This window comes from Ancylobacter crimeensis (assembly GCF_023016805.1).
GTDB classification, from domain to species: Bacteria; Pseudomonadota; Alphaproteobacteria; order Rhizobiales; family Xanthobacteraceae; genus Ancylobacter; species Ancylobacter crimeensis.
In genome coordinates, this window is record NZ_JALKCH010000005.1 from 192843 (window position 1) to 207397 (window position 14555).

At 68.5% G+C, this 14555-nt stretch carries 15 protein-coding genes; 6 read left to right on the plus strand and 9 right to left on the minus strand.

The window, feature by feature from the left end; translation table 11 throughout:
• Window positions 1–30: 30 nt before the first annotated feature.
• From dapB to MWN34_RS08995, 3 genes are read left to right on the plus strand one after another with little or no spacing between them, the layout of a single operon-like run.
• Window positions 31–846 carry a 4-hydroxy-tetrahydrodipicolinate reductase gene (dapB, locus tag MWN34_RS08985; RefSeq protein WP_247028624.1) on the plus strand — a complete coding sequence of 272 codons (816 nt, stop codon included), beginning with the start codon at window positions 31–33 and terminating at the stop codon, window positions 844–846.
• A 39-nt stretch (window positions 847–885) separates the two neighbouring features.
• The gene (locus MWN34_RS08990; RefSeq protein WP_247028626.1) at window positions 886–1509 is read left to right on the plus strand and encodes a 2,3-bisphosphoglycerate-dependent phosphoglycerate mutase; all 624 of its coding nucleotides are present in this window, start codon (window positions 886–888) and stop codon (window positions 1507–1509) included.
• An 18-nt stretch (window positions 1510–1527) separates the two neighbouring features.
• Window positions 1528–1860: an SMR family transporter gene (locus tag MWN34_RS08995; RefSeq protein WP_247028847.1), complete on the plus strand. Its 333-nt coding sequence runs from the start codon at window positions 1528–1530 to the stop codon at window positions 1858–1860.
• A 21-nt stretch (window positions 1861–1881) separates the two neighbouring features.
• Here MWN34_RS08995 and MWN34_RS09000 read toward each other — a convergent pair whose 3' ends face one another.
• Entirely contained in the window at window positions 1882–2763 is an 882-nt protein-coding gene (locus tag MWN34_RS09000) for a methylated-DNA--[protein]-cysteine S-methyltransferase (RefSeq protein WP_247028628.1), read from the minus strand.
• An 83-nt stretch (window positions 2764–2846) separates the two neighbouring features.
• Window positions 2847–3398: a DUF2244 domain-containing protein gene (locus MWN34_RS09005; protein ID WP_247028630.1), complete on the minus strand. Its 552-nt coding sequence runs from the start codon at window positions 3396–3398 to the stop codon at window positions 2847–2849.
• 75 nt (window positions 3399–3473) lie between these two features.
• Between MWN34_RS09005 and nth the strand changes: the two genes are divergently transcribed.
• Complete coding sequence (gene nth / locus MWN34_RS09010) at window positions 3474–4349, plus strand: endonuclease III (protein ID WP_247028632.1); 876 nt, start codon at window positions 3474–3476, stop codon at window positions 4347–4349.
• On the opposite strand, the gene MWN34_RS09015 is transcribed toward nth, so the two are convergent.
• On the minus strand, window positions 4300–5016 hold the full coding sequence (locus tag MWN34_RS09015) for a sulfate transporter family protein (RefSeq protein WP_247028634.1): 717 nt from the start codon (window positions 5014–5016) through the stop codon (window positions 4300–4302). The genes nth and MWN34_RS09015 overlap by 50 nt on opposite strands.
• A gap of 230 nt (window positions 5017–5246) precedes the next feature.
• On the opposite strand from MWN34_RS09015, the gene MWN34_RS09020 reads away from it, so the two are divergent.
• On the plus strand, window positions 5247–6620 hold the full coding sequence (locus MWN34_RS09020) for a flavin monoamine oxidase family protein (RefSeq protein ID WP_247028636.1): 1374 nt from the start codon (window positions 5247–5249) through the stop codon (window positions 6618–6620).
• A gap of 24 nt (window positions 6621–6644) precedes the next feature.
• On the opposite strand, the gene pheT is transcribed toward MWN34_RS09020, so the two are convergent.
• The 5 genes from pheT to MWN34_RS19800 all read right to left on the minus strand — a co-directional run bounded on the left by pheT (window position 6645) and on the right by MWN34_RS19800 (window position 12314).
• Window positions 6645–9050 (minus strand): phenylalanine--tRNA ligase subunit beta, encoded by a 2406-nt coding sequence (gene pheT, locus MWN34_RS09025; RefSeq protein ID WP_247028637.1) that lies wholly within the window; start codon window positions 9048–9050, stop codon window positions 6645–6647.
• Window positions 9051–9071: 21 nt separating this feature from the next.
• Window positions 9072–10172 (minus strand): phenylalanine--tRNA ligase subunit alpha, encoded by a 1101-nt coding sequence (gene pheS / locus MWN34_RS09030; protein WP_247028638.1) that lies wholly within the window; start codon window positions 10170–10172, stop codon window positions 9072–9074.
• 237 nt (window positions 10173–10409) lie between these two features.
• A complete protein-coding gene (gene rplT, locus MWN34_RS09035) occupies window positions 10410–10778 on the minus strand; it encodes a 50S ribosomal protein L20 (protein ID WP_247028639.1) in 369 nt (122 codons plus the stop codon).
• Between the two features lie 31 nt (window positions 10779–10809).
• Entirely contained in the window at window positions 10810–11010 is a 201-nt protein-coding gene (rpmI, locus tag MWN34_RS09040) for a 50S ribosomal protein L35 (RefSeq protein WP_247028640.1), read from the minus strand.
• Between the two features lie 182 nt (window positions 11011–11192).
• Window positions 11193–12314, minus strand: a complete 1122-nt coding sequence (locus MWN34_RS19800) for an SH3 domain-containing protein (RefSeq protein WP_425532078.1) — start codon at window positions 12312–12314, stop codon at window positions 11193–11195.
• Window positions 12315–12540: 226 nt separating this feature from the next.
• Between MWN34_RS19800 and MWN34_RS09045 the strand changes: the two genes are divergently transcribed.
• Window positions 12541–13344, plus strand: coding sequence for an undecaprenyl-diphosphate phosphatase (locus tag MWN34_RS09045; protein ID WP_247028641.1), 804 nt, complete (start codon window positions 12541–12543; stop codon window positions 13342–13344).
• A 73-nt stretch (window positions 13345–13417) separates the two neighbouring features.
• Here MWN34_RS09045 and MWN34_RS09050 read toward each other — a convergent pair whose 3' ends face one another.
• Entirely contained in the window at window positions 13418–14419 is a 1002-nt protein-coding gene (locus MWN34_RS09050) for a complex I NDUFA9 subunit family protein (protein ID WP_247028850.1), read from the minus strand.
• Window positions 14420–14555: the final 136 nt, after the last annotated feature.

The window sequence follows — 14555 nt, forward strand, 5'->3', positions numbered from 1 at the left end:
CCGGCTCAAAAGCGCGGGAGTGTTGGCAAGATGTCGCAGATGCGGCTCGTCGTCGTAGGCGCCAGCGGGCGCATGGGCCGTACACTTGTGCGTGCCATTGCCGAGGCGCCGGACCTTGTTCTGGCCGGCGCGGTGGAGCCCGAGGGTAGCCCCCATCTGGGCACCGATGCCGGCGTGCTGGCCGGCTTGCCACCGCTCGACGTCACGGTGAGCGATGACGCCTTGCCGCTTTTCGCCGCTGCCGAGGGCGTAATCGACTTCACCATTCCCAAGGCCAGCATCGCCTTTGCTGGCCTCGCCGCGCAGGCGCGCATCGTGCACGTGATCGGCACCACCGGGTTCGACGCGGCCGAGCAGGCGGCCGTCGAGGCCGCCGCGCGGCACGCCACCATCGTGAAGTCGGGCAATATGAGCCTCGGCGTCAATCTGGTCGCCGCGCTGGTGAAGCGGGTGGCAGCGACGCTCGACGACAGCTTCGACATCGAGGTGCTGGAGATGCACCACAACCGCAAGATCGACGCCCCCTCCGGTACCGCACTGCTGCTGGGCGAAGCGGCGGCAGCGGGACGGCAGGTCGCGCTGTCGAGCCATGGCGTGTTCGAGCGACACGGCATCACCGGCGCCCGCACGCCGGGCGAGATCGGCTTCGCGACGCTGCGCGGCGGCACCGTGGTGGGCGAGCACGAGGTGATCTTCGCCGGCCCGCATGAGCGCATCTCGATCGGCCATCGTGCCGAGGACCGCATGATCTTCGCCCGCGGCGCGCTGGCCGCGGCACGCTGGGCGCGGGGCCGCAAGCCCGGCCTCTATTCCATGAACGACGTGCTCGGCCTCGCCGACATCTGATCTGCCGCCTGTCCCGCACCCTTCTGGAGAATGAGCTCCATGTCCGATCGCCTTCTCGTCCTCGTCCGCCACGGCCAGAGCGAGTGGAACCTGAAGAACCTGTTCACCGGCTGGCGCGACCCGGACCTGACGCCGCGCGGCGTCGACGAGGCGCGCAAGGCCGGCAAGCGGCTGAAGGCCGAGGGGCTCAGCTTCGATGTCTGCTTCACCTCGGACCTCAAACGCGCCCAGGACACGCTCGATCTCATCCTCGAGGAAATGGGCGAGGACAATCTGCCCGTCATCTGCGACCAGGCGCTGAACGAGCGCGACTATGGCGACCTCTCCGGCCTGAACAAGGATGATGCCCGTGCCAAATGGGGCGAGGAGCAGGTGCATATCTGGCGCCGCTCCTATGATGTGCCCCCGCCCGGCGGCGAGAGCCTGAAGGACACGGTCGCCCGCGCGCTGCCCTATTACGTGAAGGAGATCCTGCCCCGCGTGCTGCGCGGCGAGCGGGTTCTGGTGGCCGCGCACGGCAATTCGCTGCGGGCGCTGATCATGGTTCTGGAGAAGCTGACGCCGGACGGCATCATGAAGCGCGAGCTGAACACCGGCGCGCCGGTCATCTACCGTCTCAATGCCGATTCAACGGTCGAGAGCGTTCTCGACCTCGCGGACTGAGACCGGCCCGTGGCGTCGCTGGCGACCTATCTGCTGCTGCTCGGCGCCATCGTCGCCGAGGTCGTGGCGACCAGCGCGCTCTCGCGTTCCGACGGCTTCACGAAAGCGGGGCCAAGCGCGGTTGCGGTGGTGGGCTATGCCCTCGCGCTGTGGCTGCTCTCGATCTGCCTGCGTACCATCCCGACCGGCATTGCCTATGCGATATGGTCGGGCGTGGGCATCGTGCTGATCGCCCTGGTGGCTTGGCTCTGGCAAGGCCAGAAACTCGATGGCCCTGCCATTGCCGGATTGGGTCTCATCATCACCGGCGTGCTGGTGGTGCAAATCTTCTCGAAATCGGTCACGCACTGAACCAGGGCCTTGGGGCCTCGTTCACCCCCCGGCCACCTGCCCGGCTTCCCAGCCGAGAATCGCCCGCTTGCGCGTAAGGCCCCAGTGATAGCCGGTGAGGTCGCCGTTCTGGCCGAGCACGCGGTGGCAGGGCACCACGAAGGAGATCGGGTTGCGCCCGACCGCCGCCCCGACCGCGCGTGCCGCCTTCGGACGTTCGACGCAGGTCGCTATGCTGGAATAGGTGGTCGCCTTGCCGAGCGGTATGCGCATCAGCGTCTCCCACACCCGCACCTCGAAATCCGTGCCGATGAAGACGACACGCAGCGGATCGTCCGGCCGCCAGGCATCGCGGTCGAAGATGCGCGCGGCATAGGGCGCAGTTGCCGCCGGCTCCTCGCGATAGGTTGCGTTCGGCCAGCGCCTGCGCATGTCGGCCAGAGCTGCCTCCTCCTCGCCTTCGTCAGCAAAGGCGAGGCCGCACAGCCCGCGCGGCGTGACCATGGCGAGGGCGCTGCCGAAGGGCGAGGCATGAAAGCCCCAACGGATCACCAGCCCGGCACCGCCCGTCTTCCATTCCCCCGGCGACATGGATTCGTGCACCACGAACAGATCGTGCAGGCGACCGGGCCCGGACAGGCCCACCTCATAGGCGGCATCAAGCACATTGCCGGATTCCGCCAGCACCCGCCGCGCCGCATCCAGCGTGACCGCCTGCAGGAAGTCCTTCGGCGTCAGTCCGCACCAGCGGCGGAACAGGTCGGTTAGGGCGCGCGGGGTGACGCCGGCGGCGCGGGCGATCGCCTCGACATCGGGCTGGTCGCGGAAGGACCGGTTCACAAAGCCGACGGCACGGCGTACCACCTCATAATCGACGGCGGGGCCTTCCAGCGGCGGCAGCAAGTTGATGTCGGGTGCGAGCATGGTCGTTGCCTCCTGATCCGATCGGACCATGGCGGGCGAAGCCCCGCCACCCGTTTTCGACGCAGGCGTCCGCTGACCTGCGCTCACGTCAGGCTGCGGTCTATGCCGCGCTTGGCGACGGCGAGGGCCGTCGACAGGCCGGCGGCGATCTCCTTGCGCTCGCTGGCGTGCAGGAAGCCGCCGATCTCGGTGGGGGTGCCGCGCGAGATGAGGGTGAGCTTCTGCATGCCGAACTCCTCGTGCACCTCGGTTTGGAGCCGGGTCCAGAGCGGGTTCATCTCGGTGTCCACCGCGAAACCGTTGGGCGATACCTTGCGGACGGTGAGCCGGCTCGGCGTCACCGTGATCTCCTCGCGGGCACGCGCGGCATGGAAGTTCATACGCAGCGCGATCCACATCAGAAGCACGTCGAGCCCGAACAGCCCCATCACCGGCCAGGCGCCCATCAGCATGAAGGCGAGGCCGCAGGCGAAGCTGACCCCCGCGATGACCAGCATCACGATGAGAAAACCCCGCTCGTCCAGCGAACGATAGGGGATCAGCGTCGCTTCATAGAGGGTGGGTTCGAGGCCCGTCGCGTCGGCATCCTCGGGCACGAGATCGGCCGGATCCTCGGCAGATATGGAAGGCTGCATCCTTGAAACTCTGTCGCGACGCCACGAAGGACGGAGACGCTTGGTGTTTGCCCAACCCGCCACTATAGGTCACGCATGGCGAAGAAGATCAAGGATTCCAGTGCATCGACGCCGGCTGTGGCGGCGTCCCGCCGCAGGGTCGGCAAGGGGGCGGTAACCGCTTCCGTGCCGCGCACGCCTGAAAGGCTGGAGGAGGTCGCGCAGGTGGTTGTGGCGAACGGGGATGACGCCGTACCGGATGCGCCGCGCCGGCGGCGTCGCGCGGTCGCCAATGCGGCTGCGGCCGCGGTGGGCGCCCGGTTCCGGCGCTGGACCAAGGCGGAGGTCGTCGAGGCCTTCTCGCGCTTCGAGGCGGCTGATCCCGAGCCGCGTGGCGAGCTCGATCACAGCGACCCCTTCACCCTGCTGGTTGCGGTCGTGCTTTCCGCACAGGCGACCGATGCCGGGGTGAACAAGGCGACGCGAGGGCTCTTCGCCGCGGCCCCGACGCCGGCGGCCATGGTCGCGCTGGGCGAGGAAGGTGTCGCCCGCCACATCCGCACGCTCGGCCTTTATCGCGGCAAGGCAAAGAACGTGGTCGAACTGTCGCGCCTGCTCATCGCTGAGCATGGCGGCCAGGTTCCGCGAGACCGCGAGGCGCTGGAAGCGCTGCCCGGCGTGGGGCGCAAGACTGCCAATGTCGTTCTGAACATCGCCTTCGGCGAACCGACGATCGCGGTCGACACCCACCTGTTTCGTGTTGCGAACCGCACGGGTCTTGCGCCGGGCACGACCCCGCTTGCAGTCGAGCTGGGGTTGGAAAAGGCGATTCCCGACCGCTTCAAGCTGCACGCCCATCATTGGCTGATCCTGCACGGGCGTTATGTCTGCAAGGCACGCCTGCCGGAATGCCCCCGCTGCCTCATTGCCGATTTGTGCCGCTGGCCGGAAAAGACCCCGGCGCCGGCGTGAGCCGGCCGGCCTCGCGTCCGATCCGATGATGCAGCCGCACCATGAAGATGGTCGCGAAGATCGGGGTGACGAGATTGACGATCGGGATCGAGACGACCACCGCGATCATCAGCCCGGCGATGAAGATGCGCAGGCCGTAGCAGCTGCGCAGCTCCGCCGCCTCCTGTTCGCTGCGATAGCGAAGGGCGGCGAGCTGGAAATATTCGCGCCCCAGCAGATAGCCGTTGGCAACATAGAACACGATGAGATTGACGCCCGGCACCAGCAGGAGAAGCAGGGCGATGAGGTTCACCAACACCATCACCCCGAAGAAGCGGATCGTCATGACGATGGACCGCCCCACCGGCACGGCCCGTCCCACCGGCTCGTCCGGGAAGTCCGTCCGCTCCACCGTCTCCGCCACGTCGTCGAGGAACAGGCCGGCGATGAGCGAGGTCACCGGCGGGACGAGGAACACCGCCGCGACGATGATGCCCAGCGCGGCTGCGAGGTCGATGAGGATCTCGGCCCAGTGCCAGTCGAGGTCGACCATCCGGGCGAGCGTCGCCTGTGCCGCGATGCCCAGCACCACCAGCAGGCCGATGGCGAGCCCGACCGAGCGCAGCAGCACCGAACGGTGCTGCGGGGCGAAGGTCTCGGCGAAGGAGAGCAGCGCGATCTGGAGCATGGCGGGATCCGGTTGGGGCGCACCTTACCTAGGTGCATGCTCTTCCGTGCTCAAGGACGAAGGGCGGGAGCGGGCGAAACATATGATGCGACTCGGCTTTTTCGTTTTTTGCTTGCATCGGCCGCGGTTCGCCGGGAATCCCGATTCGTTCCCGGCGAACGGAACATGAATCGCGAACGCCGCACCCGACGGCTTCTTCCGCCGCGTCTCGCCATGCTAGCCTTGCCGCGATGAACCCTTTCGATCCCGCCGACAGCGCTTCCCGAACCGCCTGTCTCACGACCCCGCTGCGCCGGCGCGACGCGTTAGGCTTGCTGGCGGGCGGGCTCGCCTTGCCGGCCCTGTGGCGCAGTGCCGAGGCGCAGGGTGCGGCAGAGGTGGAGGTTGCGGTGGTCGGCGGCGGGGCTGCGGGCATCGCCGCGGCCCGTGCGCTGGCCGCGGCGGGGCGCAGTTGCATGCTGATCGAGGCCTCCCGGGCGCTGGGTGGCCGGGCTCGTACCGAAACCCTGGGCGGCACGCCTCTCGATCTGGGTGTGGCGCGGCTGGATTCGGGCGGGCCGCTGGCCGCGGCGGCTGCAAGCGCGGGCATCACGCCGACCGCGCTCGCGGTGGCGCGCCGGCTCTATGTCGATGGCCGCGAGGCGAGCAATGGCGGCTATGACGGCTTTCTCGCCGCGCTCGGCCGCGCCAACCGGGCGATTGCGGCGACCGCCGATGCAGGCCGCGATATCGCCGTGGCGGCCACCCTGCCGGAGGGCGGGCCATGGGACGGCACGGTCGCCGCCCTGCTGGGCCCTCTCGGCATCGGACGGCCGCTCGACAAGGTGTCCACCGTCGATCTCGCCCGCCGCCAGACGCCGGCCGACGATTCCCGCGCGCCGGACGGCGTCGGTGCCTTGCTCGACAGGCTGGGCTCAGGACTGACGGTGCGGTTCTCCACGCGGGTCGCCCGCATCGATGCGGTGCGCAACGGCGTGGTGCTGGGTTTCGAGGGCGGCGGCACGCTGAAGGCGCGCAGCGTAATTCTGGCGGTGCCGGCGGCAGTGATCGCCGCGGGCGCCATCCGCATCACGCCCTTTCCGGTGCGGATCATGGATGCCCTGCGCGCATTGCCGTCCGGCATGCTGGAGCATGTCGGCTTCCTGTTGCGCGAGAACCCGCTGGGCCTCGATCCCGACGAGCGGGTGGTCCTGAAGGCCGGAACGACGTCGCCCGCCTTGCTGGAGGCGCGGATCGGGGCCGGCGATCTCCACGTCCTCACCTTCGGCGACCAGCAGGCGGTGGAGATCGCCGCGCGAGGCGATGCAGCGGGGCTGGCGCTGGCCCGCGAGGCGCTGGTCGCTGGCTTCGGGGCGCGGGCGGTGTCGAATCTGGAGACGGTGGTGGTGTCGCGTTGGTCGCGCCATCCGCTGATCCGGGGCGCGATGGCCGTCGCGCTTCCCGGGGGCAGCGGGTCGCGCCGCCTGTTCATCGATCCGGTCGGTCGGGTGATCCTCGCCGGCGAATACACCTCCATCGATCGGTGGGGCACCGTGGATGGTGCTTACGCCTCCGGCATGGCGGCGGCGGAGCGCGCGGTGCGCCTGCTGGCGGGACCGGCCTGAACCGATCCCGCCTGCGTTCCTGGCTCAGCCGCGCAGCGTGGCGCCGGTCTTCTTCGCGACTTCTGCGACGATCTTGCCCGTGATGGCCTCGATCTCCGCATCGGTCAGCGTCTTTTCTCGCGGCTGGATGGTGACAGTGAGCGCCACCGACTTGCTGTCCGCGTCGATGCCCGGCCCCTCATACAGGTCGAACACGTTCACCCCGGTGATGAGCTTGCGGTCGACGCCGGCCGCCGCCTTCAGGAGATCGGCGGCCGCCACCGTGCGCGGTACGATGAAGGCAAAGTCGCGCTCCACCGGCTGGAAGGCGGAAAGCTCCAGCAGCGGCTTCACCCGCGTCGCCTTGGCCTTCGGCGCGGGGATGCGGTCCAGCAGGATCTCGAAGCCGACCAGCGGTCCGTCCACCTTGAGCGTCTCGAGCAGCCCCGGATGCAATTCACCGAAATGGCCGATCACATTGGGCCCCAGCCGGAAGGTGCCGGAGCGGCCCGGATGGAACCAGGACGGCGCGTCGGTGGAAACCTGAAGGTTCGCGACCGGCGCGTTGCAGGCGGCGAGAGCGGCCAGCGCATCGGCCTTGGCGTCGAACGCATCCACTGCCTGTGCCTTGCCGGACCAGTGCCGGCCGGTGCCGTCCGGTTTCGCCGTGCCGCGACGCAGGCCGGTGGCAGCGATGAACTGGTCCTGCGGGCGATCTCCCTTGAATATCTGCCCGACCTCGAACAGCGCCGCATCGCCGATGCCACGGTCGGCATTGGCCTGCGCGGAGCGTATGAGGCCCGGCAGCAGGCTCGGGCGCAGGTCGGAAAGGTCCGCCGCGATCGGATTGGCGAGCGCCAGTTCCGGCTGGCCGCCACCGAACATCTCGGCCTGCGCCTTCGGGACAAAGGACCAGGTCACCGCCTCGACCATGCCGCGGCTCGCCAGCGCCCGCTTCGCCTTGCGGGTGCGCAGTTGCAGGGTGGTGAGCACCGGCTTGCGGGCATCCTCGTCGCGCGGGAAGGGTGTGGAGGGTACTCGGTCGAGGCCGAGGATGCGGATGACCTCCTCCACCAGATCGGCCTTGCCCTCGATGTCCGCGCGCCAGGACGGCGGCGTCACCTGACGCACCGGGCCGCTGCCGGAAACCGTGAAGCCGAGGGCGGCGAGCGTCGCCACCTGCTCCTCGTCGCTCGCAACGAGGCCGGTCAGCTTCTCGGTGAGGCCGAGCGGAAAGTCGATCACGCGGGCGTTGTCGGGGATAGCGCCGGCCAGCGTTACCTCGGAGGGCTCGCCGCCGCACAGGTCGAGGATCAGCCGGGTCGCAAGCTCGATGCCGGGGAGGGTGAAGGCCGGGTCGATGCCGCGCTCGAAACGGAAGCGCGCATCGGAATTGAGGCCAAGCCTGCGACCGGTCTGGGCGATGTTGATCGGCTCCCACAGCGCGGACTCGACCAGGACGTCGGTGGTCGCCTCGTCGCAGCCCGACTCCTCGCCGCCCATCACGCCGGCCAGCGATTCGACGCCGCCGTCGTCCGCGATCACGCACATGGCGGGGTCGAGCGCGTAGGTCTTGCCGTCGAGCGCCAGCAGACTCTCCCCGGCCGTCGCATTGCGCACCACGAGGTTGCCGGCGACCTTCGCCGCGTCGAAGACGTGAAGCGGGCGGTTGCGGTCGAAGGTCAGGAGATTGGTAATGTCGACCAGCGCATTGATCGGCCGCAGCCCGATCGCGCGCAGCTTGGCCTGCAGCCACTCGGGCGAGGGACCGTTCTTCACCCCGCGCACGAGGCGCAGCGCGAAGGCCGGGCAGGGCGCGCCTTCGGCGATGCCGACCGACACCGGGCAGGGGAAGGCGCCTGCCACGGGCATGACCGCCGGGGTGACGACGGTGCCGAGGCCGGCTGCGGCAAGGTCGCGGGCGATGCCGGCGACCCCGAGCCCGTCGGCCCGGTTCGGGGTCACGGCGATCTCGATGACCGGATCGGACAGGTTCGCCCATTCGGCATAGGCGACGCCGAGCGGAGCATCCACCGGAAGCTCGATGATGCCGTCATGGTCCTGCGACAGTTCGAGCTCGGCCTCCGAACACATCATGCCGAGGCTCTCGACGCCGCGGATGGTGCCGACGCCGAGCGTGATGTTCTTTCCCGGAATGTAGGTGCCGGGCGGGGAGAACACGCCCTTGATGCCGGCGCGGGCATTGGGCGCACCGCAGACGACCTGCACGGGCGCACCGCCGCCGGTGTCGACCATCAGCACGCGCAGCTTGTCGGCATTGGGGTGCTTCTCGGCGGAGAGGACAGAAGCGATGGAGAAGCCCTTCAGCTTCGCCGCCTTGTCCTCCACGCCCTCGACCTCGAAGCCGATGCGGTTGAGAGTCGCGGTGACGTCCTCCAGCGCGTAGTCGCCGGCCAGATGCTCACGCAGCCAGGAGAGAGTGAATTTCATGATGAGTGCTCCTCTCCGCGCTCAGTTCGACAGGCCGCCGGCCAGCGTCGGGATGTCGAGCGGGCGGAAACCGTAATGGGAGAGCCAGCGGACATCGGCCTCGAAGAAGGCGCGCAGGTCCGGCATGCCGTATTTCAGCATCGCGATGCGGTCGATGCCCATGCCCCAGGCGAAGCCCTGATACTCGTCCGGGTCCAGTCCGCAATTGCGGATGACGTTGGGATGGACCATGCCGCAGCCGAGAATCTCAAGCCAGTCAGAGCCTTCGCCGAAGCGAATCTCGCCGGGGCGGGAGCGATCACACTGGATATCCACTTCCATCGACGGCTCGGTGAAGGGGAAGAAGGACGGGCGGAACCGCATCTTCACCTGATCGACCTCGAAGAAGGCTTTGCAGAACTCCTCGAGAATCCATTTCAGGTGGCCGAGATGGGAGCCCTTGTCGATGACGAGCCCTTCCACCTGATGGAACATCGGGGTGTGGGTCTGGTCGCTGTCCGAACGATAGGTGCGGCCGGGGCAGATCACGCGGATCGGCGGCTTCTTGGACAGCATGGTGCGCACCTGCACCGGCGACGTGTGGGTACGCAGCACGAGGCGCGAGCCGTCCTCGCGGGTCGGCAGGTAGAAGGTGTCGTGCATCTCGCGCGCCGGGTGCCCTTCCGGGAAGTTCAGCGCGGTGAAGTTGTGGAAGTCGTCCTCGATGTCCGGGCCTTCCGCCACCGAGAAGCCCATATCGGCGAAGATCGTGGTGAGCTCGTCAACCACCTGGCTGATGGGATGCACCCGGCCGGTTTCCGCCGGGGTCTCGCGCACGGGGAGCGTGACGTCGACCCGCTCGGTCTCCAGACGCTTCGCCAGGGCGGCGGCCTTCAGTGCGGTGCGGCGGGCGAGAATGGCCTCGTTCAGCCGGTCGCGCAGGCCGTTGATGGCGGGGCCGGCGGTCTTGCGCTCATCGGGGCTCATGCCGCCGAGGCTCTTCAGCAATTCGGAGACGGAGCCCTTCTTGCCCAGAGCCGCGACGCGGATGGCCTCCAGCGCGGCTTCGTCGGCTGCGGCATCGACGGCGGCGCCGAGTTCGCGCTGCAATGCGTCGAGATCGGGAAGGGTGGCGGCGGACATGACGGCTCCTTGGCGGAACGATTGGACTTCATCACCGGCCGCTGCCGGCGATCCACGCGCGGGGCGCGGCGATAAGGAACGGACGGGCATCCGATCCTCGGGTGAGGGCGCTGCGCTTATAGCGGCGTGCTCCGGCGCGGCAAAGCCAGGCGGTACGATTGCGGCACCTTCAACGCAAAAAGCCCCGGCGCCTGCGCGCGGGGCTTCTCGCTGTTCGGTCCCGGAAAGGTCGGGAGATCAGGCAGCCTGCTTTTCCAGCGCGGCCTTCGCCTGGTCGACCAGGGCCTTGAAGGCCTCGGGCTCATGGATGGCGATATCCGAGAGCACCTTGCGGTCGACTTCAATCCCGGCCTTGCCGAGACCATCGATAAATCGGCCATAGGTGAAGCCGAGTTCGCGGGTCGCCGCGTTGATGCGCTGGATCCACAGGGCGCGGAAATTGCGCTTCTTCACCTTGCGGTCGCGATAGGCGTATTGCTGCGCCTTCTCGACGGCCTGCTTGGCGACACGGATGGTATTCTTGCGGCGGCCGAAGTAGCCTTTCGCAGCCTTGAGCACCTTCTTGTGCTTGGCATGCGAGGTTACGCCGCGCTTAACACGGGCCATTGGAGTTCTCCTCGGTACGGGCTAGGTGGCGTCAGCCGTTGGGCAGGAAGTACTTCCGCACGACGACAGCATCGGGCTCGGCCATGACGGTCGTGCCGCGCTGATTGCGGATCTGCTTGTTGGTGCGCTTGATCATGCCATGGCGCTTGTTCGCCTGGGCCATGATCACCTTGCCGGTGCCGGAGAGCTTGAAGCGCTTCTTCGCTCCGGACTTGGTCTTCATCTTGGGCATTTGGCTCGGTCTCCACAGCCGGTGACCCTCTCCGCAAGGAAGAGCATCCCGGCCCAATCTAGTGTGAGCGTTCGAACCGCCACGGCAGCCCTATTGGCCGGACGGTTCGGGAAGGCCGCACCCTCTACAGGACGCGGCCTCCGATTTCAAGAGGCGGAGGCCGCGAGACAGCCTGCCAGCGCTCATTCCTTCGGGCAGGGTGTGCCTGGCACGCACGGTCCGCGATGCTCGGCGCCCGGGGCGGGCGGCCTGCCCTGCGGCATCCGGTGTTGCGGGATCTCCGCAGGAGCCCCGAGCATCGGCGGCCTCTGCGGCTGCCGCTCGGGCATCGGATGCGCCTGCGGTGGCGGCCCGCCCTGCGGCGGACGCCCAGGCTGGGGCTGGCCGGGAGGCGGCCCGCCCTGCGGAGGACGTGCCGGCTGGGGCCGTCCGGGCTGGGGCTGTCCCTGTGGGGGAGGCCCGCCCTGCGGCGGCTGGCCGGGAGGAGGTCCGCCCTGTGGAGGACGTGCCGGCTGGGGCTGTCCCTGCGGGGGAGGCCCGCCTTGCGGCGGCTGGCCGGGAGGAGGCCCACCTTGCGGAGGCCGTCCGGGCTGGGGCTGTCCCTGCGGGGGAGGTCCGCCCTGTGGCGGCTGGCCGGGAGGAGGTCCGCCCTGTGGAGGACGCCCCGGCTGAGGCTGTCCCTGCGGGGGAGGCCCACCCTGAGGCGGCTGGCCGGGGGGAGGTCCACCCTGCGGCGGGCGTCCGCCGGGCGGGGGCGGGCCATTATTCCATCCGCCGGGCGCCGGCGGGGGATTATGCCATGCAGGCGGAGGCGAATTGTCACGCCATCCGCCGGGAGGGGGCGGGGGACCATAACCCGGCCAGCCGGGCGGCGGTGGCGGACGATTGGCCGGTGGCGGTGGGGGCGGTCCGCCGCCCCAACGGTCATTGGTGACGTACCAGGGCTCGTGCCGGTAGTAGCGGCCCCAGTAATCATTGAAATTGAACCCGACGACCGGAACACCTATGCGCGGGGCGTAGTCCTGCAGGACAACGGTGCGTCCCTGATAGAGATAGTTCAGATAACTGCCGGCGACCCAGCCCCGGTATCCGGCGGCGCTGACGTCGCACCATTGATAGTCCTGAAGGCACCCGTACACATCGAGTCCGGTGCCCTCCGCAAGCACCAGCACGACGGGGTAGGTGAGGCCGGGACCTGACCTCAGATTGAGGTCGGTGATCACGACCGCATTGTCCGCATGCGCCGCCCCGGCGCCGAGGAGCAGGGCAAGGGATGTCCCCAGTCCAGCCACATATCGCTTCATTGCACACTCCTGCCGGACCGACGGTCCGCTGTTGCGCCGACGGCCAAGTAAGGTAGAGCGGTCTCTGGCGGTTTCATGGTGCAGGGGTGTCGTTCATGTGCGGCACATTGAAATCCACACGCCCGGCGTTGCCGCGGCGCCGCGAAGCGGACAGGATGCACCGCACAATCTGCGATCCCGTCCTCTTCGCCCATCCTGTCCCGCGAACGTCCCGGAACACTGACACATGCTCGGCACGCTGCTCGAAGCCCTCCTGCTCGGCCTTCTTGAGGGTCTCACGGAGTTCCTGCCCGTCTCCTCGACCGCTCACATCCTGCTGGCAGGACACTTCCTCGGCTTCGAAAGCACGGGCAAGACCTTCGAGGTGCTTATCCAGCTCGGCGCATTGCTGGCGATCGTCACGGTCTATTTCGGTCGATTCTGGGAAGTGCTGGTGACGCTGCCGTCCAGCGCGCGCTCCCGCAATTTCGTCATCGGCATCCTCATCGCGTTCCTGCCCGCGGCGGTCATCGGGGCGGCGCTCCACGGCTTTATCAAGAGCGTGCTCTTCGAGACGCCCGCGCTCATCTGCGTGATGCTGATTCTCGGCGGCATCGTTCTGCTGTGGGTGGACACGTTGGCGCTGCGCCCGCGCTACACCGACGCGATGGCCTTTCCCAAGTCGCTGGCGCTGAAGATCGGCTTCATCCAGTGCCTCGCCATGATTCCCGGCACGTCGCGTTCCGGTTCCACCATCGTCGGGGGGCTGCTGCTGGGAGCCAGCAAGCAGGCCGCGGCGGAATTCTCGTTCTTCCTCGCGCTGCCCACCATGGCGGGCGCCTTCGCCTATGACCTTTACAAGAACTACAGCCTGCTCTCGAAGGACGACGCGCTGACGATCGGTGTCGGCTTCGTGGCGGCCTTCGTGGCCGGCGTCTTCGTGGTGAAGACCCTGCTCGCCTTCATCTCGCGCCACGGCCTTGCCCCGTTCGGCTGGTGGCGGATTCTGGTCGGCGGTGCCGGTCTCGTCGCGCTTGCTCTGGTGGGGTGAGCGCCACGGCATTACCCAAGAAAAAGGGAGGCCGCGGCCTCCCTTTGCAGTCTCCAACGGTGAAGGCGACGCCTCAGGCTTCTTCGGGCCGGCTGAACTGGCCCGCCTTGCGGTAGCGCCACAGATAGCCGGGCAGCACCGCGCCGAGCGCGGTCGGCTGGATGCCGAGGCCTTCCAGCGTGCGGCCTTCCGCGATAGCCGCCGCCGAGACCACATTGTCATGGGCCAGAAGCTTCACCTGGTCGCGCGTCAGCAGGGGCGCCGGCAGAAGCTGGGCGAAACGCGCGAGGATGTCGGCAAGGCCGAAGGGCATCGGCGCCAGCACGCGTTTGCGGCCGATCTCGGCCAGCATCGTCTGCATCAGCTCGCGGAAGGTGCGAACTTCCGGCCCGCCGAGCTCGTAGACCGTGCCCGGCTTTGCCTTCTCGTCCACCGCCCGGCCGATCGCCGCCGCGACATCGCCGACGAAGACGGGCTGGAATTTCGTCGCGCCGCCGCCGATCAGCGGCAGCACCGGATCAAGGCGGGAAAGCGCAGCGAAGCGGTTGAAGAACTCGTCTTCCGGCCCGAAGACGAGCGAGGGACGGAACACCACCACATCCGGCTTGAGCTCGAAAGCCGCCGCTTCGCCCGCCGCCTTGGAGCGTGCATAGCCCGAAGCGGAGTTTGCATCCGCGCCGATCGCCGAGACGTGAATGAGCCGGGCGCCGACCTCCTTCGCTGCCGCGGCCACCTGCCGGGCGCCGAAGCCCTGCACCGCGTCGAAGCGCTGCTTGCCGCCCTCATGCATGATGCCGACGAGGTTGATGACGACCTCGGCCCCTTCCGCCGCCCGCAGCACCGAGGCCGGGTAGCGCAGATTGGCCTGCACCGGATTGATCTGGCCCACCGCACCCAGCGGCTGGAGGTGGCCGGCAAGGTCCGGCCGGCGCACCGCGACGCGGATCCGCCATCCCTGCCGGGCCAGCGCCCGCACGACATGCCGCCCGATGAAGCCCGAGCCGCCATAGATGGTGACGAGCCGCGACATCGGCGCCGGCCGGCTCAGCATTTCCGCCTCGCTGGGCAAGGGCATCTCGATGGGGTGGGAAGGCTCGACCATGACGTTCTCCCGGCGCGCTCCGTGACTGAGGTTGAGGATTAGCGCGCCCTTGCGCGAGCGTCCAGCGCGCAGCCGACCCGAGGCGGCTCAACTTCTTGCGGCGCACAAT